At 50.5% G+C, this 22,342-nt stretch carries 30 protein-coding genes, 1 tRNA gene, 2 pseudogenes and 1 riboswitch; of the genes and pseudogenes, 17 read left to right on the forward strand and 16 right to left on the reverse strand.

Going from position 1 to position 22,342, the window contains the following annotated elements:
* Together GN241_02315 and GN241_02320 are read right to left on the reverse strand one after the other, a co-directional pair.
* Window positions 1-504, reverse strand: a complete 504-nt coding sequence (locus tag GN241_02315) for a GNAT family N-acetyltransferase (protein XAT56292.1) — start codon at window positions 502-504, stop codon at window positions 1-3.
* Between the two features lie 358 nt (window positions 505-862).
* Window positions 863-1,186, reverse strand: a complete 324-nt coding sequence (locus GN241_02320) for a hypothetical protein (GenBank protein XAT56293.1) — start codon at window positions 1,184-1,186, stop codon at window positions 863-865.
* Between the two features lie 239 nt (window positions 1,187-1,425).
* On the opposite strand from GN241_02320, the gene GN241_02325 reads away from it, so the two are divergent.
* Window positions 1,426-1,995 carry a redoxin family protein gene (locus GN241_02325; protein XAT59151.1) on the forward strand — a complete coding sequence of 190 codons (570 nt, stop codon included), beginning with the start codon at window positions 1,426-1,428 and terminating at the stop codon, window positions 1,993-1,995.
* 120 nt (window positions 1,996-2,115) lie between these two features.
* Here the strand turns inward: GN241_02325 and GN241_02330 are convergent, their stop codons facing one another.
* From GN241_02330 to GN241_02340, 3 genes are read right to left on the reverse strand one after another with little or no spacing between them, the layout of a single operon-like run.
* Complete coding sequence (locus tag GN241_02330) at window positions 2,116-2,499, reverse strand: hypothetical protein (protein XAT56294.1); 384 nt, start codon at window positions 2,497-2,499, stop codon at window positions 2,116-2,118.
* Window positions 2,496-3,110: a hypothetical protein gene (locus GN241_02335; protein XAT56295.1), complete on the reverse strand. Its 615-nt coding sequence runs from the start codon at window positions 3,108-3,110 to the stop codon at window positions 2,496-2,498. Before GN241_02335 ends, GN241_02330 begins: the two co-directional genes overlap by 4 nt.
* Window positions 3,097-3,552 carry a transposase gene (locus GN241_02340; protein XAT56296.1) on the reverse strand — a complete coding sequence of 152 codons (456 nt, stop codon included), beginning with the start codon at window positions 3,550-3,552 and terminating at the stop codon, window positions 3,097-3,099. Before GN241_02340 ends, GN241_02335 begins: the two co-directional genes overlap by 14 nt.
* Window positions 3,553-3,638: 86 nt before the next feature.
* Between GN241_02340 and GN241_02345 the strand changes: the two are divergent.
* Both GN241_02345 and GN241_02350 read left to right on the forward strand, forming a co-directional pair.
* Window positions 3,639-4,100: pseudogene (locus GN241_02345) on the forward strand (phosphomannomutase).
* A gap of 423 nt (window positions 4,101-4,523) precedes the next feature.
* Window positions 4,524-4,919 (forward strand): hypothetical protein, encoded by a 396-nt coding sequence (locus GN241_02350; protein XAT56297.1) that lies wholly within the window; start codon window positions 4,524-4,526, stop codon window positions 4,917-4,919.
* Here the strand turns inward: GN241_02350 and GN241_02355 are convergent.
* Both GN241_02355 and GN241_02360 read right to left on the reverse strand, forming a co-directional pair.
* Window positions 4,916-5,344 (reverse strand): tyrosine-type recombinase/integrase, encoded by a 429-nt coding sequence (locus tag GN241_02355; GenBank protein ID XAT56298.1) that lies wholly within the window; start codon window positions 5,342-5,344, stop codon window positions 4,916-4,918. The genes GN241_02350 and GN241_02355 overlap by 4 nt on opposite strands.
* A gap of 427 nt (window positions 5,345-5,771) precedes the next feature.
* Window positions 5,772-6,068 (reverse strand): annotated as a pseudogene (locus tag GN241_02360) (hypothetical protein).
* Between the two features lie 126 nt (window positions 6,069-6,194).
* Here GN241_02360 and GN241_02365 point away from each other — a divergent pair.
* The 4 genes from GN241_02365 (at window position 6,195) to GN241_02380 (ending at window position 7,863) form a co-directional block, all read left to right on the forward strand.
* Window positions 6,195-6,368: a hypothetical protein gene (locus GN241_02365; protein XAT56299.1), complete on the forward strand. Its 174-nt coding sequence runs from the start codon at window positions 6,195-6,197 to the stop codon at window positions 6,366-6,368.
* Between the two features lie 265 nt (window positions 6,369-6,633).
* Window positions 6,634-6,960 (forward strand): hypothetical protein, encoded by a 327-nt coding sequence (locus GN241_02370; protein ID XAT56300.1) that lies wholly within the window; start codon window positions 6,634-6,636, stop codon window positions 6,958-6,960.
* A gap of 120 nt (window positions 6,961-7,080) precedes the next feature.
* A complete protein-coding gene (locus tag GN241_02375) occupies window positions 7,081-7,425 on the forward strand; it encodes a hypothetical protein (protein XAT56301.1) in 345 nt (114 codons plus the stop codon).
* A 9-nt stretch (window positions 7,426-7,434) separates the two neighbouring features.
* Window positions 7,435-7,863, forward strand: coding sequence for an adenylyltransferase/cytidyltransferase family protein (locus tag GN241_02380; GenBank protein ID XAT56302.1), 429 nt, complete (start codon window positions 7,435-7,437; stop codon window positions 7,861-7,863).
* Window positions 7,864-8,388: 525 nt separating this feature from the next.
* Here GN241_02380 and GN241_02385 read toward each other — a convergent pair.
* A complete protein-coding gene (locus tag GN241_02385) occupies window positions 8,389-8,727 on the reverse strand; it encodes a VanZ family protein (protein XAT56303.1) in 339 nt (112 codons plus the stop codon).
* Between the two features lie 393 nt (window positions 8,728-9,120).
* On the opposite strand from GN241_02385, the gene GN241_02390 reads away from it, so the two are divergent.
* On the forward strand, window positions 9,121-9,267 hold the full coding sequence (locus GN241_02390; protein ID XAT56304.1) for a hypothetical protein: 147 nt from the start codon (window positions 9,121-9,123) through the stop codon (window positions 9,265-9,267).
* A gap of 95 nt (window positions 9,268-9,362) precedes the next feature.
* Here the strand turns inward: GN241_02390 and GN241_02395 are convergent, their stop codons facing one another.
* Window positions 9,363-9,977, reverse strand: a complete 615-nt coding sequence (locus tag GN241_02395; protein XAT56305.1) for an HAD-IA family hydrolase — start codon at window positions 9,975-9,977, stop codon at window positions 9,363-9,365.
* A 1,164-nt stretch (window positions 9,978-11,141) separates the two neighbouring features.
* Here GN241_02395 and GN241_02400 point away from each other — a divergent pair.
* Both GN241_02400 and GN241_02405 read left to right on the forward strand, forming a co-directional pair.
* Complete coding sequence (locus tag GN241_02400) at window positions 11,142-11,534, forward strand: hypothetical protein (protein ID XAT56306.1); 393 nt, start codon at window positions 11,142-11,144, stop codon at window positions 11,532-11,534.
* 6 nt (window positions 11,535-11,540) lie between these two features.
* Window positions 11,541-11,924 (forward strand): hypothetical protein, encoded by a 384-nt coding sequence (locus tag GN241_02405; protein XAT56307.1) that lies wholly within the window; start codon window positions 11,541-11,543, stop codon window positions 11,922-11,924.
* A 1-nt stretch (window position 11,925) separates the two neighbouring features.
* Here GN241_02405 and GN241_02410 read toward each other — a convergent pair whose 3' ends face one another.
* Complete coding sequence (locus GN241_02410; protein ID XAT56308.1) at window positions 11,926-12,108, reverse strand: hypothetical protein; 183 nt, start codon at window positions 12,106-12,108, stop codon at window positions 11,926-11,928.
* Window positions 12,108-12,302 (reverse strand): hypothetical protein, encoded by a 195-nt coding sequence (locus GN241_02415; GenBank protein XAT56309.1) that lies wholly within the window; start codon window positions 12,300-12,302, stop codon window positions 12,108-12,110. Before GN241_02415 ends, GN241_02410 begins: the two co-directional genes overlap by 1 nt.
* Window positions 12,303-12,862: 560 nt before the next feature.
* Between GN241_02415 and GN241_02420 the strand changes: the two genes are divergently transcribed.
* Window positions 12,863-13,225, forward strand: a complete 363-nt coding sequence (locus GN241_02420) for a DUF3127 domain-containing protein (GenBank protein ID XAT56310.1) — start codon at window positions 12,863-12,865, stop codon at window positions 13,223-13,225.
* Window positions 13,226-13,629: 404 nt separating this feature from the next.
* On the opposite strand, the gene GN241_02425 is transcribed toward GN241_02420, so the two are convergent.
* Window positions 13,630-13,705: transfer RNA gene (locus tag GN241_02425), tRNA-Ala, on the reverse strand.
* Between the two features lie 83 nt (window positions 13,706-13,788).
* Entirely contained in the window at window positions 13,789-14,115 is a 327-nt protein-coding gene (locus tag GN241_02430) for a TIGR02300 family protein (GenBank protein XAT56311.1), read from the reverse strand.
* A 128-nt stretch (window positions 14,116-14,243) separates the two neighbouring features.
* Here GN241_02430 and GN241_02435 point away from each other — a divergent pair, with 128 nt between their 5' ends.
* Entirely contained in the window at window positions 14,244-14,936 is a 693-nt protein-coding gene (locus GN241_02435; GenBank protein XAT56312.1) for a DUF45 domain-containing protein, read from the forward strand.
* 30 nt (window positions 14,937-14,966) lie between these two features.
* Window positions 14,967-15,617 carry an FCD domain-containing protein gene (locus GN241_02440; protein XAT56313.1) on the forward strand — a complete coding sequence of 217 codons (651 nt, stop codon included), beginning with the start codon at window positions 14,967-14,969 and terminating at the stop codon, window positions 15,615-15,617.
* Here GN241_02440 and GN241_02445 read toward each other — a convergent pair.
* Together GN241_02445 and GN241_02450 are read right to left on the reverse strand one after the other, a co-directional pair.
* Window positions 15,614-16,576, reverse strand: coding sequence for an acetyl-CoA carboxylase carboxyltransferase subunit alpha (locus tag GN241_02445; GenBank protein XAT56314.1), 963 nt, complete (start codon window positions 16,574-16,576; stop codon window positions 15,614-15,616). The two genes, GN241_02440 and GN241_02445, sit on opposite strands and share 4 nt — an antisense overlap.
* A gap of 165 nt (window positions 16,577-16,741) precedes the next feature.
* Entirely contained in the window at window positions 16,742-17,701 is a 960-nt protein-coding gene (locus tag GN241_02450) for a CoA ester lyase (protein XAT56315.1), read from the reverse strand.
* 234 nt (window positions 17,702-17,935) lie between these two features.
* On the opposite strand from GN241_02450, the gene GN241_02455 reads away from it, so the two are divergent.
* Window positions 17,936-18,904, forward strand: a complete 969-nt coding sequence (locus GN241_02455) for a dipeptide epimerase (GenBank protein XAT56316.1) — start codon at window positions 17,936-17,938, stop codon at window positions 18,902-18,904.
* Window positions 18,905-18,922: 18 nt separating this feature from the next.
* Window positions 18,923-19,786 (forward strand): D-amino-acid transaminase, encoded by an 864-nt coding sequence (locus GN241_02460; GenBank protein XAT56317.1) that lies wholly within the window; start codon window positions 18,923-18,925, stop codon window positions 19,784-19,786.
* A 41-nt stretch (window positions 19,787-19,827) separates the two neighbouring features.
* Here the strand turns inward: GN241_02460 and GN241_02465 are convergent, their stop codons facing one another.
* Window positions 19,828-20,391, reverse strand: a complete 564-nt coding sequence (locus tag GN241_02465; protein XAT56318.1) for a gamma-glutamylcyclotransferase — start codon at window positions 20,389-20,391, stop codon at window positions 19,828-19,830.
* Between the two features lie 105 nt (window positions 20,392-20,496).
* Window positions 20,497-20,583, forward strand: a riboswitch (glycine riboswitch).
* 161 nt (window positions 20,584-20,744) lie between these two features.
* Between GN241_02465 and gcvT the strand changes: the two genes are divergently transcribed.
* On the forward strand, window positions 20,745-21,872 hold the full coding sequence (gcvT, locus tag GN241_02470) for a glycine cleavage system aminomethyltransferase GcvT (GenBank protein XAT56319.1): 1,128 nt from the start codon (window positions 20,745-20,747) through the stop codon (window positions 21,870-21,872).
* Window positions 21,873-21,891: 19 nt separating this feature from the next.
* Complete coding sequence (gene gcvH / locus GN241_02475; protein XAT56320.1) at window positions 21,892-22,251, forward strand: glycine cleavage system protein GcvH; 360 nt, start codon at window positions 21,892-21,894, stop codon at window positions 22,249-22,251.
* Window positions 22,252-22,342: the final 91 nt, after the last annotated feature.

The raw sequence follows: 22,342 nt of genomic DNA on the forward strand, positions 1-22,342 counted from the left end.
CTATCGTTTTGGGTGACGGTAAACTAAATCCGTCGGGTCTTGGCGCGCTGCATTCTCGTCCAACTCTGCGCCTAGCCTTTCGGCGAGCGTGCGTGAACGAAGATTGGGTGGATCGACATAGCTGACCAATGTTTCAAGGTTTCGTTCATGAAATGCCCAATGCCTCAAGGCAAGCGCTGCTTCGTGGGCATATCCTTTGCCTTCCGCATGTTGATACAATAGCCACCCAAGTTCATGCTCAGGGAAAAGGGGTCCGTAATTGATGCCGACCTGCCCCAAACACTGCCCTGACCGTCGATCTTCTATCATGAGTGCACCATGCCCCATAAGCGTCCATTGCGCGACATCGTGACAGAACAAACCCCAAGCGGCGTCGCGCAAAAAAGGGCCGCCCATAAATTTCGAGCGTTCAGACATCATCAGTGAACAGTATTCCGGCCAATCTTCAGTCGTTTGCATCCGCAAGATCAGTCGCTCTGTTTCCAAAGTAGGTATGGCAGGCATAGACCATTCCTTTTCAGGTCAGTTCTCATGGATACCGACTACATAGTAAGCGCAATCTTCGCATGAGCAATGGCCGCAAGCCTGGCTATGGAGCAGTCCACGAATCCGGAATGCTGCACTTTGAGCGAATGGCAGCTCTCAAGAGTCGGGCGAGTGAACTCTCGAGGACGCTGAATTTCTGCCGGGAGAGGCGTGATTTCTGCGGAAGATCTTTTGCTTTCCTGAAAGCAGACTTTAGCTGCGGTACAGAAAACCGAAAGGTGGGCTCTCACCCGGCATTAGCTGCAGAAGGCACGAACGTCCGCTCCACCAAAAAACAGGCCCGGGGCATGCTTCGTTGAAGGCGAGACGTCAGTGGTCAATCGAAGACGCTCTGTTCCTGCTCCCCCCAAGTCTCCCCGGCCAAAAAACACAGATCATACAGGCTGACCGCCGATGCCTCGCGCCCGCAGGTCAGCCGTTTCAGTATCTCCGGTGCGAGATATGCCAGCCGCAACTGGCGGCTGACATGTCGTTCGGCCAGCCCGACTGCCTCAGCCAATTCCTGGATATTGCTAAGTTCGCCAGGTTCCATGCGTCGCCGCCACCACCAAGCGCGGCTAAAGACGTTCAGCACCTCACGAAAATTGCTTTGCGCTGCAGTTGAAGCGGGTTCGTCTGCTATCGGTGCGAACAGAGACACCCGAAGGCGGCGTGGTTGTGCGAGGTGATGAGAAGGCCTTGGTAGGTTGGGCCACAACCAAGTCGGGCTACACTGCTCACGCGACAGTGGTCGATGGATCCTGGACCAGTCATTCGCTGCAGCTTGCTGTAAGGACCGAGATGCGGAACGAAGCCTACGTTCATGCTGAAAACGTGAATGTTGGCTTTCTAGAATTGGATGAACTAAATGAACCAAAGAAACGGAGAGGATGGCATAATATGGTAAACCTGAACGAAGTCGATTGGTCACAGCTTCCGAGACCAGAGGACGACGGCGCGGCGGCGCACCTTACTGGTATTGCATTGAAGCATTTGCCGCTTCCGGCGACCAACGGATCTCAGGTTGATCTCGCGAGCCTGCAGGGGCAAGTCGTCCTGTACATCTACCCCATGACAGGTCGACCTGACGTGCCTTTGCCGGACGGTTGGGACGGCATTCCCGGTGCAAGGGGCTGCACACCACAGTCTTGTGCTTTCCGCGATCATTACGCTGATTTGAAGGCTCTTGGGGTAGATCATCTCTTTGGTCTCTCGACCCAGACGACAGAATATCAAGTGGAAGCTGCAGAACGGATGCACCTGCCTTTTCCGCTCTTGTCGGACGCTGATCTTACGTTCGCAAACGCTCTTGAGCTTCCGACCTTCGAGGTTGAGGGTATGACGCTACTCAAGCGGATGGCGCTGATCCTTCGAGACGGAGAGATAATCAAGACATTCTACCCAGTCTTTCCCCCTGACCGAAACGCAGATGACGTCATGGAATGGCTTAAGGCGCAAAGCGGTCGATAGTTATTACCGCAGGAACGTGCAGTTTGGGCTCTCACCAGGCATTTGCTCCAAAATGCACGAACGTCCGCTCTACCTGAAACAGGAACGGTGCCTGCCTCGTTTGAGGCCAAAAGCCAGCCGTCAATCGAACACGCGCTCCACTTGCTCCGTCCAGCTTTCACCCGCCAGAAAGCACAGATCATACAAGCTGACCGATGAAGCCTCCCGCCCGCAGGTCAGCCGCTTCAGCACCTCTGGCGCAAGATAAGCCAGCCGTAACTGGCGGCTGACATGGCGCTCGGCCAGCCCCACGGCCTCGGCCAGTTCCTGGATCGTAGCGAAGTCGCCCGCTTCCACCCGCCGCCGCCACCCCCACGCCCGGCCGATGGCGCGCAGGATGTGCGGGTCTTGGCTCTGATCTTCGCTGGCACGGTAGTCGGCGGGCGGCAGGATTTTCGGCCGCCCGTTCTTCTTGCGCACGTTGAGCGGGATCAGCACGCGGATCGTATCGTTGGCTTTGGTCATTCCGCCGCCTCCAGCCTGCGGGGCACTACCATCTCGCGGATGACACCCGCAATCCCCTCGCGCCGAATATCGACATCGAGCCCAGCGGCGGTGACCGTCACGCGCCGCACCAGAAGCTGGATGATGCGGGCCTGTTCGGCGGGGAAGAGTTGCGACCAGAGGGCCGTGAACTCGTGAAGGGCCGCGATGGCGTCTGTTTCAGATGTCCCGCCGCAATCGCGTTTCAGAGCTGCCAAGACCTGCGTGACCACCTCCGGCGTTTGCAGGATGCGGCGCACTTCGGTCACGACCGCGTCCTCGACCATTCCGGCGGCGAGCCGCATCAGCACGGTCTCGTCGCCTGTCTCGCGGTTTCGGATCACGTCCATGGATACATAGTAGCGGTAGAGCTTCGCGCCCTTCTTCGTGCTGGTTGGCGTCATGGCGGCGCCATTTTCGGCGAATATCAGACCTTTCAGTAGCGCGGGCGTCTGCGCGCGGCTGTTGTTGGCCCGCTTACGGGGGCTTTCTTGCAGGATGGCATGGACCCGATCCCAGAGGTCCGCGTCGATTATGGCATCATGTTCACCGGGATAGGCTTTGCCCTTGTCTAGCCCCCTAAATTCGTCCATTGATTTTTGGTTTCTCTAATAGGGTTTCAGGGACGGGTGGGCGCATGTTTAATGCGTGATGAGGTCTGATCTGGTTGTATTGCCTGAGCCAAACATTGATAGCGACCTGGGCTTGCCGTGTGGTGTGGAACCATTCAGCGTTGAGGACTTCTTTTCGCAAGGTGCCGTTAAAGCGCTCGTTATACCCATTTTCCCAAGGGCTGCCCGGATAGATTTGCATTGGTTTGATCCCAACATTCTTCAGCCAGTCCTGTAGATGCGTGGCAATAAACTCGGGTCCGTTGTCAGAGCGAATAAACTCTGGCTTACCATGTTTAATCAGCAGCGGGTGCAGTGTCTCCAAAACGTCGTTCGCATTCATTTTGGATCGCACTGCCACGCAGAGCGCCTCACGGGTACCCTTTCGACGACGAGAAAGGGCAATGCTTAGATTTAGGCGCATGCACAGTATACAAAAGTTCGCTTCAATCCACGCCTCGGTTCAAAATCTGTTCAACTCTCAAAGGTCACTTTCTAAACGCAGTACTTTCAAGCTTAGAAGTCACTGCCTCGCACAACCCGATCAACTATAACGGCATGAAAATAGTCAAATCGCGCTCGCGCCCATTGGATGACGCGGGTGATTTTCAAGTGATCAAGGCTCTGGCAGGTTCTCAAGAGTGGTCGAGTTGTGCTGAAATCGGCAAAGAGCTGAATCGTTCAGATGAGGCGCGCAAGGCGTACGTGGATCGTCTCCTCAATTTCGTTGATGTCAAATCCTTGCGGCCTCTGAAAATTGTTGTGAACTCTGGCAACGGGGCGGCGGGTCCAACTTTTGATGCAATCGCAGATCGATTGACGGAGCTTGGTGCCCCTTTAGAATTTATCCGAGTGCATCACACGCCCGATGCAACGTTCCCCAATGGCATCCCCAATCCGCTTTTGCCAGAAAAGCATTCTGCGACGGCTGATGTGGTCAAGGCTGCAACAGTACTGTTTGGTCATTTGTAAATAAATGCCATGTTAACATGCAGTGTTTGGGTGCACACCAATAAAGAGAGTTGAAATTCTTGAGGTTGAAATTCCAATCGGAATGGAGCGCAAAAATTTGCTGGAAAACAGCATATTTATTTGCGTTCTGAGTTTAGCAGGGGCATGATTACGGTGTTGAACACGGAGATCGTCTAGTCCAAGTGTCGTAGTTTAGCGCACTTTTTAGCACACCACTAAGTTTTCTGCATAAGTCATTGTAATTAAATAATTCTTTAATAATTAATACTATCATAATCCGCGTGTCGGGGGTTCAAGTCCCTCTCCGCTACCAAAAAACCATTAAAATCAATGACTTAATCTTTTGGTTGACGCGTTTTACGCTTAGCACACCCCTAGCACAGTTTTTTCTCGCTTTCTGAGATTTATGAGTGCAGAATCACAGTGTTAAACACGGTGATTGTATTGCCTAAACTGAACCCAAATACGCCCACGCTTATGGATGGTGAGGTTCGTCTTTTTAAACGTAAACACAGCTCAGTCTGGCAAGTTGTTTTTACGATGGACGGACGACAAGTCCGTGTGAGCACCAAAAAACGCATCTTGCAGGATGCTAAAGACGCAGCGCACGATATTTACCTAGACTATCGCTTTCGCCAAAAGAACGGCTTGCCTGTTATCTCTAAGCGGTTTGCAGATGTGGCTGCACTGTGTAGAGCAACCATGAAAGAGCAACTTGAGAATGGTGTAGGCAAGAAAAGCTTTCGTGATTACATCATTGTGATTGATAAGTATTTGGTTTCCTTCTTTGGAGATCTTTTTGTCACCAGCATTGATTAAGAGATGCTGCAAAAGTTTGCGCGCTGGCGTGAAGAGAAGATAGGTCGAGAGCCAGAGCCTCTACATTGAATACTCATAACTCTGCACTCAATCGGATCTTTGATGAAGCTGTGGCACGGGGATACATGAATAAATCTCAGATCCCTGTGCTGGTGAATAAAGGGCGGGACAGCGTGCGTATTGATGAACACGCTGCGCCGCTGCCCACCTTTGGTTTGGTTACTCTCAAGTGTAAACTGTTCACGTACGCGACCTTCAGCGTCAAATACGTCACCCAGTTTTAATGCAGCTATTTCTTTAGCACGAAGTCCTGCAAAAAAGCTTACCATGAAAGTTGCCGTGTCACGATTGGCGTGACGTCTTGTGCGACAGTAGTGCAGGACCTTGCGAAACTGGGCTTCATTCAGTGATTGTGCGTGTCTCATGGTGTAAAACCCTCAAATCTCATTATCTAGTTATATTAATTATAAAGTCTGAGGTTTGGGTTGGGCGACCGGTTTCTGCTCAAAGAAACACTTTATTTTGTAAGGCCAATTCGGCTGAAATCTCATGTTCTGTTAGCTTTAAATACAAATCGTGAGATTTTATTGTGAGGTCCATTTGTGGCGTTGATTATCCTCAAATGATATCAATAGCTTAAGTGCGACGTCCTGTGTGGTTGGCGACATGCCTTCCGCTTCTAGAATTGCTTTTGCGCGGGGCACCCAGTCTTGATGTGTTGGCGGATTAAGATCGACCACGCGGAACCTACTGAGAATGGCGCCAAGTATCTGCGACTTGTGGTTAGTGGTGGCAATGAAGCGAATAGCCGTAATGCGGGGTTGCAGCCCCATTTGTACGTAATGCGCCGCCGTTGACAGTTGCATTCGGCATTGAATCGAGAGTGATCATTTTGGAGGTAAATTCGCGTACATCGCGTGCACGTCTTTCTGCAAGATCACCTGCGTCCACTTGCGCTTTGCTGTCCTGGGCACGCTGATCGAGGTCTTTGCCAGAATATATAAGGACCGCATCAATCACGCCTGCTTCGTTGCAGCCATAGACGATTGTACCTGTGCCATCATCATGACAGCGCACAAGAGCAACCGCATAATCTTCTTCATAGTCTGTGTTTGGCTGAATGAAGGTGGGAAGCTCGAATGTGCTTACCCAATCTATAAAAACGTCTCCTCGCACACACTGCACAAAACGCTGACGCTCTGGGATCTGCACCTGTGTTATCCAGACATGTCAAAATATGACTTGGGCATAAAAGCGGGCCTCAAGCCTAATCTCATGCCCGAAACCAAATTCGGTGAACAACGCACCAAACAGGCGATGCAGGTCAAAACACACAATCACCGTGCGCGCATAAGCATTGCAAATCAGACCAGTCGATATCTGCGCACAGCACGGCAGTATATTGAGAATGTGGGCAAGGGTGAGTTTCCAAAATCTGCGGGCCGTTAAAACCATAAAAACAATCATAGATTGTATTTTATCCACAGCTTCGCTAATCAAACACTGTGTTTGCAACAGTACTGTTTGCCCATTTTGTTCAAACAGTACTGTTTGGTCATTTGTAAATAAATGCCATGTTAACATGCAGTGTTTGCCTGCACATCAATAAGTAGAACCAAGCACACCTTTTTGGTGTAATCCTCATAAAAACAGATGCTTTAGTGATAAATAACTGTGAGGCAGGTCTTCCTACCGAACAGTTGAGGAATTTTAGATGTCACGACATATTTTAGAAACAGCGCGCCGCGAGCTTATATCTGCAGGACTTGTGCAGCATTCCACGGAGTTTTGCCGCGCTTGGCTTGGAAAGAGCGAATGTTACCTGCGTACTTTGCGCATTCAAAACATTGATCCCAGTGCCGATGCACTTTCAACCTTTGCGAGCAAGTTGAGGTATTACGCAGAGCGCTTGGAGCACACAGGCGAACGCCAGCATCAAACGCTCGCACGCTTGCTCAGAAAACATCAAAAATTAAGTGAGGGCGCCCTCGACCAAAAGGCGCGTGATAAATGGATGCAGCCCGAAAGGATGGGGCAATGACACCGCTCGAATTGGGTCCTGCAGCCCAAAAATCTGCGCTACGGCTTTTTCTAGGGAAGTACTTCTCAGTTCTGGGTGGTGATTTTGGATCACCCCATTATGTAAACCAAGGAGCTGCTTATGGATGATCGTGAAGAAATGCGTCGTCTTATTGACATGATCGAAAAATCTGCAGGATCCAACACAATTGAGCAAGCAGTCGATGATCTTAAGACCTTTGCGAATACGGCAAGCTTTTTGGCGAACAAACTCGATAGCAGGCTGAAGGCAGGCGAGGTGAAGAAGAAAAAGCCTGCAAAGTCGGGCAAGGGAATAGGGCCATCGAAACCAGCGCCACCTCCCATTCCAAAGTCAAGCAACTTACCAAAGCCGCAGGACTCTGTCAGTGGCATGCCTCAAGCCACCAGCACCAGCATCTCACAAGCTGATTATGACAAGGTAAAACCTCGACGAGACATCAACTGAGTTAGAGTGGTGACTTGGACGCTTCACTACACAAAGCAGGCCCAGAAAGATGCGAAAAAACTCGCGTCCTCTGGCCTCAAAGCCAAGGCGCAAGCGCTATTGGCAATACTCGAACAAGACCCTTGGCAAAATCCGCCCCCCTTCGAAAAGCTCGTGGGCGATTTGAGTGGGGCTTACTCACAATTGGAGGATTGTATGAAAATCGTTTATTCCTATTATGTTATGGACTTGCTTCACACAGGTCACTTACTCATGCTTAAAAATTCAAAAGCTATTGCTGGACCTGATGGACGACTGGTTGTTGGTATAGTTTCAGATGAAGCAATAGAACAACAAAAGGGTCGACCGCCGCTACTAAGTTTTCGCGAACGCCTGGAACTCGCACAATCAATACGATATGTGGATTCAGTGGTACAGCAAGTCCAATTACTGTGTTGATAAATTGGTAATTTATCTTAAATCTGCAGATCCTCCAACCAGCGGGAAAGCGACAGCTGAGGCTATTTCGATTGGTGTCGATCCCCGGCTCATCCTCAGCCAGCAATACTTTGATAATTTCAACTATCGGCGCCACTCGGACACCCTCCCCAACTTGGAGAAACCCGCCCGCCAGCTGTCCGCAGAGTACCGAGAAGTTCAGAAGGCGAGGCCAATCGATGTCGTTCCAGTCTCGCAGGCTTAATAGGGGTTTGCGTGGCGCCACCGGGCCCGTCACTAAAGCGGGTAGGCGGCATCGTCTCAGAATGCCCGCAAACACGGCCTAAACGCGCCACCCGGTGACGCCATCGTCTCGCGCTGGTTTAATGTCATTTTGAATAACAAAGGAGACGACTAGGAGGGACCAAGCGCAGCCGAGGCGCGGGCGCAGCGCGTGAAGGCCTTGAGGGCTTGGTGTACCTTTCACCAAGACAAAAATCAAAATTCCCGAAACGAACTCAAATTACAACTGAAAGGAGAATAAGCTTAGCGTTTGCGAATGCGCCGATAAAGCAAGCCACAGCCAATCCCCAACACGACACCCACGACGTCGGCGACCCAGTCATTGACGTCCGCGCTTCGGTTGAAGCTCGGCTGGATGAATTCAATGGCGCCCCCGAAGGCAGACGCGCCGATGAAGACGGGGAGCAGGCCAATGCGGCCCGTGCGCGCCAGCGGGAAGGCGAGCGCCGCGAAGGCTATGAAGTGCACCAGCTTGTCGCTTCCCTCCGGCGCAGGCGGCGGCTGGTCCATGGGCCAGAGCATCGCGACGGTCAGGGTGAGCGTCACGGCGATCGTGAGGGGGATGTCGAGGTACTTGCGCATCCGCCGGGGTGTAGCGGGCGAGCGAAGCAAAGGCAAGCGCGGGCCGCCGTTGGTTGCATTCGCGGTAAAATAGAAAGCCGCAGCTAATCAGGGGCTTATGGGTTCCGATTAGCCTATAATTTAAAGTCTTCATTGTAAGCTCTCCAATAATTGCCTAGGCTGCTCCTGTCTATTTAAACCAATGTATGCAAGTGGAGGGCTGAAAACACATATCACCCTAAAATTCACAGTGATTGCTAGAGATCTCGGTAGAAATTCTCATGGGACTCCAGAGCTAGCGGTGTCAGTGTCAAAATTTAATCTTCATAGCTGTTAGCCAAAAGATTAAACTGATTAACCATTTTAAATTTGTACACACCAACGTCACATCTATCTCTAGATTTACGATCACCAATGCGTGATCCTGAATTAGAACCTGCAGGCCTTGTCAAAATCACACTTCCAGATTGTATGCAGTTTTTTAACTGCCCTGGCAAACTGCCGAAACTGAAACACTCTCAACTTTTTCATTCAAAAACAGCAATTAAAAAATCAAAATGAATTCAAGCTAAGATAGTTACACAAAAAGCATGAAGCAAATCAGTAAATTATCATTTTCAAATAGATAATTTAATCTGACTAAGTTTTCTGAACGATTAGGACGCTTCTTTAAAAATATAGGGATTATTTTGATGAACAACAATTGTTGGAATTTTTGCGGCGATTGCAGATTGGAACCCAGATTGACTGTCTTCAACTGCTAAGGCTTGATCTGCACGAATTTGAAGTTGCTCTAAAGCTCTCGCATACGGCTCTGGGTGCGGTTTGCTATTCTGTACGTCATCACCTGAAACGATAATTTCAAAATATTCTTGTGCCTCAAGCTTGCGAAGTGCAAGAAAAATAGCCTGTCTTGAGGCTGATGAGCATAATGCTAATCTGAAGCCATTTTCAAAAATCTCTTTGATCAACTCAGATGCGCCCTTGATTGGTTTGAGTTCTAAATCAAGAGAAGATAGTGCATTTGTTTGAATTTCATTGATTAGGTGATTTTTTTGTTCATCGGAAAAATTCATAAAAAAATGACTGACAAAAGCATACAAACTTCGTCCCACAAATGGGTCAAGGTCAGCCTCAGTTAGTTTTAGTCCATTCTTTTGAGCTGCAGTGTGTTTTGCTTTTGACCAGACTTGTTCAGACTGAACCAGCGTGCCGTCTAAATCAAAAACAAAGGCCAGAATATGTGTAAGGTCAAAGCCCGAAATATTCATCCCATGTTACAAACCACTTACCTATTTCAAATGCAACAGCTGCAATTTTTAGAATTGCCTCACATCAACCAATTTCTTCAAATCACAATTAAAATTTTCATTGCGCTAAAAACCATTCCCATTTCTTGAACAATCTGCGGATAATTTGATTAAGGCGGTTTCAAATGCGCGGGTGATCGAACCCGAGCTATTGGTTCCTCTTCATATTTAAAGTCCCTGCAGGGCGAGCTTTATGCGCAATTCCTGCTCGCTTCGATAGATATTATAACGCGTGAAATCAGACGCCTGAACCATGCTGAACAGGCGGATAATTTTAAACCGCAAGACATGTAGATCGTCTTCGTGCAGTTCATTTTCTGGCCATCCAAGCTTTTGCAATTGCGGAGGTGAATGAAATGCTTTGCGCGACGCCGGGGCCCTGGGTTTATGCCGACGAAAGGTATTTTTGGCTGGATGACGGGTGGTGATCTTTTCGCCCGCCAGATCGTCTAAAAGTGTGAAACCGCTTGCACGCTATGGCTGGCAGTAGATGGCTGGGCATTGATTTTCGATGAATATGGGTGGACGTAATTTTACCTATCTCGCGCCCTGTATTCTGTGATGGGCAGAGAGCGTTTTGACCGCCTAACTCGCTGAACGTGTTTTGCGCACGCATATGTTCTTCGTGTTTCTGCTTTGAGGCATCGCTCAAGATACTCTGTTTAGATTGACCAAGCTATATTCTTAGCGGCGTTTTTTGAAACTTTTAATTTCAAGTTTCAACAGTTTTGCGCGCTAGAGTTGCTATTGTTTCTTCCCCATTGCTGACTTTAGCCTTGATCTTCTCAATGGCGCAGGTGGGCTTTGTGTGGCGATAGCAGAAGGGATTGCGCAAATGAGATGTTCTTTGTGGATGCCGCCCTGCATAGAAATAAACAACGCGGTTTCGCTCATTATAATTACACGCTGGTGATCGGGCGGGGTTTTGGCCCGTGGTGGGATGCGGGGCGCTGTGACGGGTGCTTGGTGTTACTTTTATATATGCTGAACCGGGGCCATTGTTAATTCTGATTTCACATAGGTCTGCTTTGGGCTATTGTTGTATAACATCAAGGGAGAAAAAGTTTGAAACATCAAGGTTCTTGTCTTTGTGGTCAGTTTCAATTTCAAAGCGACTTAGACCCGATGTTGATTATTCAATGCAATTGTATGAATTGCCGGAAATTATCGGGCAGCTATCAGTTAGGCTGCTTATATGCGGTTACGGAGATCACGCAATCAGGTGAAACGGTTACCTATCAGTTTGAAGGTGGCAGTGGTTATTTAAATACGGCGCATTTTTGTAAAAATTGTCATGTTCGTTGTAAAACCCATCCTGCGCCTGAAGTGATGGAAGGCATGGTTGGCATTCCATTAGGGCTTTTTAACACAGCAAAAGACCTGTCGCCAAAAGCCGAAATCTGGACATCAGAGAAGCTGCCATTTCTTGGAACAGATCAATGCATTTCAGAAAGTTTTGAGGATAGCGGTATCGCAGAGCGTCTGATGGCGATGTTAGAAAAGATGGAAGATCGCTAAGAAAATATGCCTACTCCAATCATCTGGTTTTTGATGGCGCTCGCTCTGTCGCTGCCTGTATGCGTGCCAAGCAAAGCTTTTGCGGGCGCGCATGCGTTAGAATTGGCTTTGGAGACGTGTAACAACACAGAAGCCTTTGCAAAATTTGTTATAGAAAAAAGAAACAGCGCCAGACCTTTCAGCTATTATGATCGCGTAGAACTGGGAAGTCCGGCCGCTTTGGAAATAATCACGGATGCCTATGAATCTAGGGTGGTGAGCGGTTTTGAGGAAAAGCGAAACCTCGCTTTAGAGTTCTCTCAAAAATGGTTTAAGCAATGCGTTGCGCTCAGTTGTAGCGGCTTTTGGGAAAATCTTGAGGCTGATCTGCAACGCGTCTGGAGCGACTAGCTCATTCGGCTATCTGCTGCTCGCTTTTCATTCTGATATGGCGGGTTGGAAGATAGGCTTTGCTGCTGCCAACGATTTTTATATTTTCATTCGCTTCAAGATATTGCTGAAGTATTTGTTCATTTTTAAAGGCCATATCAAAAGCATCGCCGTTTCGTTCATTCAATAGCGTGTAATTCAACATCATAAATCTCCTGTTTTGGTCGGCGCGGTGGCCTCTAACTCAGCCGTTATTTGGGCCTTTAAAAGGATGGCTTTCACCATTTTTTCGGTGCTTGTCAGCGCGCTCCAATCAATTGTAATCGCTGCGCACATTCCGCAATCGCAAGGCGTTTTATCTGGTCCTGAAAATCCACGAAAAGCGTCGATTGTAATCATTTAACCGGCTCTCTCATGAGCCAAGTCCAATCGTAAAAATTGCGCTAGATATCTTCCCGAGCGCATCAGTCCATTTGTCTCGTCAAAATAGCCGGATAAACGCCTGCAATGCATCGCTTGACTTATGTCAGTATTCTTATTTTTCTTGAAACAAGGCTTTAGAACAACCTCTGTGCTTTTTATGCTGCTATATTCGTTCATGCTATGTCCAATAGGGTTGATGATGCGAGTGGTCGGTTCAAGCCGCGTCTTTCTTTGCGGCCTGTTTCGCCTGCCAGGCAGCTTTCTTTTCAAGATACTAATCTTCATCCAGCTTGTGCCAACCAACACATTTTCCAGTTGGTGAGCGACCACAATTGCAATTCATATTTATCTCCGTCTTTTTGAAGCCTTACCTTTTGCCAAAGCGCGCGTTTTCAGACACGACCTTGTTACATTTTAAAAAGAATACGCCGGCGCTAAGATTTTGGATCATTTATCGCTCTGGCGTTGTGTATCCTAGGCAATCAAATTAAGTTTGCGAAAATCTGGAACTTGAAGTTTTTACAAAAGGTGTGACGTTGGAAATTAAAGGAAAGATTGTTGAATTATTGCCCTTAAAATCGGGGCAATCAGCCAATGGTGAATGGCGCAAACAAGAATATGTTTTGGAAACTGACGCCAATTATCCCAAAAAGATTTGCTTTATGGCGTGGGGTGATAAAATTGATCAGTTCAATATTAATATGGGTGACCAAGTAGAAGTTTCTATCGATCTTGAAAGCCGGGAATATAATGGTCGTTGGTACACTGACGTGAAAGCCTGGAAAGTATCCAAAGATGGTTTGGGTGCTGATGGCCTGGGACGCTCTGACAATCAAGATGGTTATCCTCCAGCGCAATCTGGCAGCGGATCTTTTGAGGATGATGAAATACCTTTTTGATGGGCCTATCCTCGTGCGCGCGGGGAAAGGGCGCCGCCGCTTTCAAGAGCGCTCTGTGATAAAGTGGATTTGCTTTATATGATCTATTCTAGCGTTTGGGCTGCGTCAGAAGCCTTGGTTGCAACTGCGGTTTGAACCGCGCCCTCTGATAATCCGATGTGTTGAAATTGACGCGATCATGCGGGCTGCGTTCTTTATCAAGCGCAAGCTGCTTTTTTTTAGCGTTGAAGAAAATTGAGTGTGATGAGCTGCCGCGTCCCTCGCAGGCGCGGATGGTTCAATGGGCCGCCTGCATCAGAATAATGGGCAGGACGAACATGGTTTGGCTGTGGTCTATCAACCAATCAAACCCAAAGAATTTACTCGCTTAGCAAGCAACTTTAATTTTTTGAAAGCAGGTGTTTTGGTGGAGCCTAGGGGGATCGAACCCCTGACCTCTACAATGCCATTGTAGCGCTCTCCCAGCTGAGCTAAGGCCCCGTTTAAAACACGTTTATCTGCTGTCTAGGCAAAGCAGGGGGCGTTATCAAGGCTAAATTCCGCCCCTTGCTATATTCTTTTTGTTAATTATCGTCGTCCGATGAAATATCTGCGATGTCCTCCAAAGGAACCGTATCTTCTTCGTCATCTTCTAGGATGTCATCCGCCAGATCAACTTCTACATCATCTTCATCTTCATCCAGAACTATATCTTCTGAGTCAACATCTGCTTCTTTATCGCGCAGCGTCGACATATCTGCGGCATCCGCTGCGATCATGCGATTTTTATTTTGATCCAGCTCTACAACTTCATTCGTGTAGGGGCTGACGATGGGCGATTTGTTCAGGTCATAAAACCGTTTGCCTGTCGTGGGGCAAACACGTTTTACACCCCATTCTTCTTTTGGCATGTGCTCTTCTTTCTAAACTTTTATCTTGCGAAATATCTGGGGCAACTGCCATAACCAAGCCATCGTGTCAAAGGCTTTAAGCCCGAAAAGCGGTACAAAGGTTATCTTTCGTTAAAAACGGGTCAAATATGCGTGCGATAATACTGTCTGGCCGGTCCGATATTGTTATCCAAGTGAAACGATCGGCGCGCTCTAAGCGGCTGAGCCTTCGGGTCTCCTCGTTAGATGGGCGGATTACATTAACCGCACCGCCAAAAGTACCAGAACGCCAATTACAAGCCTTTATCGCGGAAAGAGAAGTCTGGCTGCGCCAGAATTTAGATAAACTGCCCGCGCCAAGCGCGATTGCGCTGGGCAAAAGCCTGCCCATTCTGGGTGTTGCGCATCAGATCGCTAGCGGCGCCAGCCATCGCGTTACTCATGGTGATGGCGTTGTGCACGTACCCTTTGACAAGCCCAAGCCTGCCGCGCGGTTGCAGGGCTATTTAAAAGCTTTGGCGCGCGATCATCTTGTGGGAGAATCGGATAAGTTTGCGGCGCGTCTCGGCATAGAATATGCGCGGTTAAGTTTGCGCGATACGAGGTCGCGCTGGGGATCGTGCACCCAAGATAAAGCGCTTATGTATTCCTGGCGATTGGTTTTGGCGCCCTTTGAAGTATTGTCTTATGTGGCGGCGCATGAGGTGGCGCATTTGAAATTTATGGATCATTCGGCGCAGTTTTGGAATCAGGTTGGTGATTTATATGGTGAGTATGACGCGCCGCGCGCTTGGCTAAAGGCGCAGGGCGCCAGTTTGCATCGCTTCCAATTTGTTGATTGACCTTTGGATTATTTGTGATCACACAGACCTATGAGGAAAGCTTTTCAAAAAACTGATGCGGGCGCCTCCGCGCATGAGCACGTTTATCGCGGGCTTCGCAGCCGCATCATGCACGGTCAGATTAGCCCGGGCACGCCGTTGACGCTGCGTGGAGTGGGGCAAGAGTTTGGTGTGTCAATGACGCCCTCGCGCGAGGCCATTCGCCGCTTGGCGGCTGAAGGGGCCTTATCGATTTCGGCATCGGGCCGTATTTCAACGCCTGAATTGAGCAATGAGCGGATTGAAGAGCTTGCAGCGCTGCGCGCCTTGATCGAGGTTGAGCTGGCGAGCCGGGCGTTGCCGCGGGCGCATTTGGCGTTGATTGACCGTTTGGAGGCAATCAACGGATTCGTTGCCGCGGCCGTAATCCAAGAAGATGCGGTGGCATATATTCGCACCAATCTAGAATTTCACCGCACGCTTTATTTGCGCGCGCAGGCCCCGGCTATGTTGGCGATGGCAGAAACGGTCTGGCTGCAATTGGGGCCCACGATGCGCGCACTGTACGGGCGCCTGCGTCGCAAAGAGCCGCCCCATTTTCACCGCGTTATTTTGGAAGCGTTAAAATCGGGTGATGAGCCCAGTTTGCGTATTGCAGTTCGCTCGGATGTAACCAAAGGCCTAAGGATGCTCAAGGCTTAAGCGTTCAGGCGCGAGGATCCCAATGCTAAAAATTTTTCGCGCCGATGTTTGATCAAAGCGTTTCGATCTTTGCCGGCTAAATCTTTCAGAATTTTGGCGATCGTGGTTTTAACATTGGCAAGTGCGGCATCGGGATCACGATGCGCCCCGCCCATTGGCTCAGCGATGACGTGATCATTCACGCCCAGCTTGGTGAGATCTTGCGCCGTTAGACGCAGGGCTTCCGCCGCCTCTCGCATTTTTTCCGAATCCTTCCAAAGGATTGAGGCGCAGCCTTCCGGGCTGATCACAGAATAAATTGAATGCTCTAGCATCGCCAAAGCATTGGCTGTGGCAAATGCCACCGCGCCGCCCGACCCGCCTTCTCCGATCACCACAGAAATCACGGGCACGCCGATCTGCAAACATTTTTCCGTTGAGCGGGCGATGGCTTCAGATTGTCCGCGCTCTTCGGCGCCTTTCCCAGGATAGGCCCCCGGGGTGTCGATCAAGGTGATCACCGGTAGATTAAACTTATCGGCCATCTCCATCAGCCGGATGGCTTTGCGATATCCCTCTGGGCGGGCCATACCGAAATTACGCGCGATTCTGCTTTTCGTATCATTGCCTTTTTCATGACCGATCACCACCACGGGCATGTCTTCAAACCGCGCCAAGCCCCCCATCACGGCATGATCATCGGCAAAATTCCGATCGCCAGCCAAGGGCGTAAACTCGCTGAACAAGGCCTTGATGTAATCTTTGCAATGGGGCCGCTCCGGATGGCGGGCCACTTGACATTTGCGCCAGGGTGTCAGGCTTTTATATAGATCTTTCAGTAAGGCTTCGGCCTTTGCATCAAGCGCTTGGGCTTCGTCTTCTATATCCATTTCCTCATTTTGGCGCGCTAAAGCGCGCAATTCTTCAGCTTTGCCTTCAATTTCTGCCAAAGGTTTTTCAAATTCGAGGTAATGGGTCATTCAGCTCTCCTAAAGCCGCGCAAACATGTCGCGAATCAAGAGCAATCAATCAGACAGCCCAGACCCGCTGGCTTGAGCTTTAGCATTCTCCTGCGCTAAGTTTCAAGCATTTGCATGCGCTCAAAGGGGCCGCGCCGAAGCGGGCATATGCAGGCCATAATGGCTTTAAAACGCGGCGATCATTTCGGCTTGGTGGACGATGACCTCGGCTTGCTTGATCGATGCGATATCGACCAAACGGCCTTTATAAACGGCTGCCCCTTCGCCATTGGCCTTGGCCGTTTGCATGGCGTCCAATATGGCACGGGCTTCCCTGACGTCGTCTTCGGATGGGGTAAATACCTGATTGGCCAAGCCAATTTGGTTGGGATGGATCGCCCATTTTCCAACCATTCCCAAAGTGGCAGAGCGTTTGGCTTGCGCGATGAACCCGGCATCATCGGAAAAATCTCCAAACGGCCCGTCGACGGGTAAAATCCCATGCATGCGGCAGGCCGCCACGATTGCGGATTGGGCCCAATGCCAAGGGTCTGACCAATAGCGTTGATTCTCATGCTGCATGTAATAATTTTCCTGCGTGCCCCCGATGCCAGTTGTGGCCATCCCCATCGAGGCTGCAAAATCTGCGGCGCCAAGCGACATGGCGCGCAAACGCGGGCTGGCAGCGGCAATTTCTTTTACATTTGAAATTCCCGCAGCGCTTTCGATAATCACTTCAAAGCCGATTGGCTTTTCACGGCCCTGCGCCGTTTCAATCGCGCTGACCAAAGCATCAACGGCATAAATATCAGCGCCATTCCCCACCTTTGGGATCATAATCTGATCAAGCCGCGGCCCGGCTTGTTCCAATAGATCCACCACATCGCGATACCAATAGGGTGTATCAAGGCCGTTGATCCGCACTGATAGAGTTTTCTGTCCCCAATCCACGTTAGCAAGAGCTTGTATGATATTTGCGCGGGCGCTGTCTTTATCCGAGGGCGCAACCGAATCTTCCAGATCAAGGTTGATCACATCTGCCGCGCTGCTGGCCATTTTTGGAAACAGCGTCGGGCGCGAGCCCGGGCCAAAAAGCTGGCATCGATTGGGGCGGGCCACGGGGGTCGGTTGCAAACGAAATGACATGATATCAACCTCGGGAAAAGCAATGATATTTCAATTTATACGCCGTGTTGGTTATTTTGTTGCCATTGATATTGCAAGCTTATTTTGCAGAAGCAGCATAATGGGAATGATCGCGCTGGAAAGCGATTCCGTTTTTTCGCTTACAGGGCTTAAATACGGGTTCAGAACTGCATCATGGCTGGCAAAAGCGGGTGAAATTTTTTAACCTTTGAGCGCGCGATAGGGGGCGCATCAATGCAGGTCATTAAAGCGCAGCAAGACCGGTTTCCTTTGTCGCAGGTGTTTCGAATTGCCCGTGGGCAACGAGACAGCGCGCAGGTAATCACGGTAAATGTTGAGAAGAATGGCGTAACCGGGCGCGGCGAAGGCCTGCCTTATGCACGATATGGCGAAACGCCGGCCTCGGTTCTGGCACAGATCCGAGCATTGCCCAACGATATCGCGCTTGAAGGCTTATCGCAGGCCTTGCCCCCCGGTGCCGCGCGCAATGCGGTGGAATGCGCGCTTTGGGATCTACAGGCCAAGCAGCGGGGCTGCCGGGTTTGGGATTTGCTAGGCATAGCGGCGCCACAACCGGTGATTTCGGCGATGACCATTTCGCTTGATACGCCAGAGGCTATGCATCAACAGGCGCTAAAAAATGCCCATCATCCGGTGTTGAAAATTAAACTGGGCGCTGAAACGGATCTGCCCCGCCTTCAGGCTGTGCGCAAGGCCGCGCCGCAATCTGATATTATCATTGATGCCAATGAAGGCTGGAGCGCAGACGGCTATCTGGCTTTGCTGCCGGAGTTACAGGCTGCCAGGGTGCGATTGATCGAACAGCCTTTGCCCGCAGGCGAGGATGATGCTTTGCGCGATTTGCCGCGCCCGATTGCCCTTTGTGCGGATGAGACCTGCCATGATCGGCGCAGCCTTGCGGGGTTGAAAGGCAAATATGACATAGTGAATATCAAACTGGATAAAACCGGGGGGCTGCAAGAAGCCTTGGCCTTGCGCGCGGCGGCGCAAAAACAGGGGTTTGGCATCATGATCGGCTGCATGGTTTCGAGCTCATTGGCAATTGCCCCTGCGACTTTGTTGACCCAAGATGCGGATATGATTGATCTTGACGGGTCTTTGTTTTTGGCAGAAGACCGACAAAATGCTTTGATTTATGATGAAAAAGGCCTGCATCCCCCGCAAGCGGATCTTTGGGGATAACCCGAAAAGGAGAGTAAGATGAACCGGATTGTTTATGTGAATGGGGCTTATATGCCCGAACAAGAGGCAACCGTGTCAATTTTCGATAGGGGCTTTTTAATGGCCGATGGCGTTTATGAGGTGACCTCGGTCTTACAGGGTAAATTGATCGATTTTGAGGGCCATGCGCAACGGCTCAGACGCTCGTTAGACGCTTTGGATATGGCAATGCCAATGCCGATTGATGAGTTGCTTGCCGTGCATCGTGAATTGGTTGCGCGCAACGGGATCGAGGAGGGGATGATTTACTTGCAGGTAACGCGGGGCTCGGCGGGCGATCGCGATTTTGCCTTTCCCGATCCCGAAGAAACGCCCGTGACCTTAGTGATGTTCACGCAAAACAAACCAGGCCTAGCCGATAGTCCCGTGGCAAAAACCGGGATTAAAGTGATCAGCATCGATGATATTCGTTGGGGCCGCCGCGATATCAAAACGGTGCAATTGCTATACCCGTCCATGGGAAAAATGATGGCGAAAAAAGCGGGCGCTGATGATGCGTGGATGGTTCAAGACGGTTTCGTCACTGAAGGCACCAGTAACAACGCCTATATCGTGAAAAATGGCCAGATCATCACGCGGGCGCTGTCGAATGATATTTTGCACGGTATCACGCGTAGCGCTGTTCTGCGCTTTGCCCAAGAAGCGCAAATGGAGCTGGTAGAGCGCAATTTTACCATCGATGAGGCACAAAGCGCGGATGAGGCTTTTGTCACCTCGGCCAGTACCTTTGTGATGCCAGTGGTTGAAATCGATGGTAAAGCGCTGGGCGCGGGCATGCCCGGACCGATCGCGGCGCGGCTGCGTGAGATTTATTTGGAAGAAAGCCTAAAACAAACGATTTAACGTAGATTAGCACGCGCTGCGCTCAAAAACAGGTTTACGAGCTAAAGAAGGGTCAGCTGAAAACTGTGCAGCAGTTCGGTGATCACCGAATTTTGGGCTGGGCTGATTCGCTGATGCCGGGGATAAAGCGGTGCGGTGCGATCATCCAAAACGGCGCAATTCCAATCCGTGCTTGCCATAAATCGTTTGGCTCCATCCGGACCGAAAACGGTCAAATAGCCTTGTAAAACTACATCGAGATAGCTGCGCAGGATTGGCATGTCGCAGGGGCGGGTAGGGGATGTGATTGGGGGCACGGCATAAACTGCGCAGGCGGTTTCGTGGTCTGCGTGATCGCCCGTATAGATCGCGGCGACAGAGCTTAAACGATCATAACCCGCTTCTCTGGCATCCAAACCGGGCCATTGCTGTGGCTCGACCCGTGCCAATAACCCGTCAATAATATCGCCCTCGCTGCGGCGAATGCTTAAAAACGCGTGATCTGTTGCTTCTATTTGGCACCAATATCGCCGCCATCCGCTGAGCCGCGCGGGGCTAGGCGCAAGAAAATCATGCGTGGATGCGTTTACCAAGCTGCCATATCCAAAAACATAATCTTGTATCATACGCGTATCTTTACCCTTGGCGGTTGCAAGTTTAGACTCTGTTTAGATCGGGCTACGCTTGTGAAGTAAATGCTTGTTCTGTCGCCGCAGCTGGATTATGATGTCTTTATCAGAACGGGAGAACTGGATAAACCAGTGCCGAAGGAGCAACCGCCCCCGGAAACTCTCAGGCAGCAGGACCGCTCTGAACAACAGAACTCTGGAGAGAGATGCGCAAGCATCGGCCGAAGGGATAGCGATCTCAGGCAAAAGGACAGAGGGGGCATCAGGGTATGGGCAGGTTTGCCTATGCGTCACAGGATGCCGGTCGTTTCAACGCAGATGATATGCCGGTCAACACGTAGAAGGTTGCGATGACCGAAGAATTACGGCGCACAGCGCTTTATGACTTACATGTTAAACACGGGGCCAAAATGGTGCCCTTCGCGGGCTATGAGATGCCCGTGCAATACCCGATGGGGGTGATGCAAGAACATCTTCATACGCGCGGCAAGGCCGGGCTTTTCGATGTGAGCCATATGGGGCAGGTGATTTTGCGCGGATCAAGTTACGAGGCCACTGCTAAGACGCTGGAAAAACTGATCCCGATGGATGTGCTGGGCTTGCCTGTGGGGCGGCAGCGATACGGGCTGTTGACCAATGAGGAAGGCGGTCTGCGCGATGATTTGATGTTCGCGAATCGCGAGGATCACATTTACATGGTGGTCAATGCGGGCTGCAAAGAGGCCGATATTGCCTATATGCGCCAGCATCTTGAACCGGAGGTCACGCTTAAAGAATTATCCAACCGGGCTTTGCTTGCCTTGCAGGGCCCGTTGGCGCAGGCGGTTTTGGCCGAGCATCACCCTGCGTTTGCATCGATGGCTTTTATGGATGTGGCAACCTTGCCTTTGGCGGGCGCTGAATGCTGGGTGTCGCGCTCTGGCTATACCGGTGAGGATGGGTTTGAAATTTCTGTGCCAGAAAGCGCCGTTCACGATGTGGCAAATGCGCTGTTGGACAATCGCGATGTTGCGCTGATCGGTCTTGGTGCACGCGATTCGCTGCGCCTTGAAGCCGGGCTTTGTTTATACGGGCAAGATATCGATGCACAAACCACTCCGGTTGAGGCGTCTTTGGGCTGGGCGGTTCAAAAAGTGCGCCGCTCTGGCGGTGCCCGCGCGGGCGGTTTTCCAGGCGCAGCGCGTATTTTGGCCGAATTTCCGCAGGCTATCGCGCGCAAACGCGTGGGCTTGAAACCGCAGGGCCGGGCGCCGATGCGCCATGGCGTAGCGCTCTATGACAGCGCTGAAGGCGGCGCGGCGCTCGGCGAAATCAGCTCGGGCGGGTTTGCGCCAAGCCTCAATCACCCCGTGGCGATGGGCTATGTGCCCGTTACCCATGCCGCGGTTGGAACGCTTTTATATGGTGAGATGCGCGGCAAACGATTGCCGATTGAAGTTGTGGACCTGCCATTTGTGGCTGCCAATTTTAAACGATAAAAATTGAGGAGAGATAACGATGAAATTTACCGAAGAGCATGAATGGCTGCGCGTTGAAGACGATGTGGTGGTGGTTGGCATCACCGAGCATGCCAGTACCCAATTGGGCGATGTGGTGTTTGTTGAGCTTCCCGAAGAAGGCACCACCGTTTCAAAGGATGATGAAGTGGTGGTGATTGAAAGCGTAAAAGCTGCTTCTGATATCCTATCTCCGCTTGATGGCGAGATTGTCGAGGTGAACCAAGCCCTGATGGATGAACCATCGATGGTGAATGATGATCCATTGGGCGCCGCTTGGTTTTTCAAAGTCAAAGCGGACAATCCCAGCCAAATGGATGAATATATGGATGAGGCCGCGTATAATAAGCTGATCGGCTGAGGTCTTGCGCGCGGTCTGTGCGCGATGAATTTTCGTGGTGCCTCACCTGTTTTGGCACCGCTGCTGAAACCTATGAAAACTGGAGTGTCTC

The sequence above is a fragment of the Rhodobacteraceae bacterium IMCC1335 genome (assembly GCA_039640495.1).
Lineage (GTDB): Bacteria > Pseudomonadota > Alphaproteobacteria > Rhodobacterales > Rhodobacteraceae > Thalassovivens.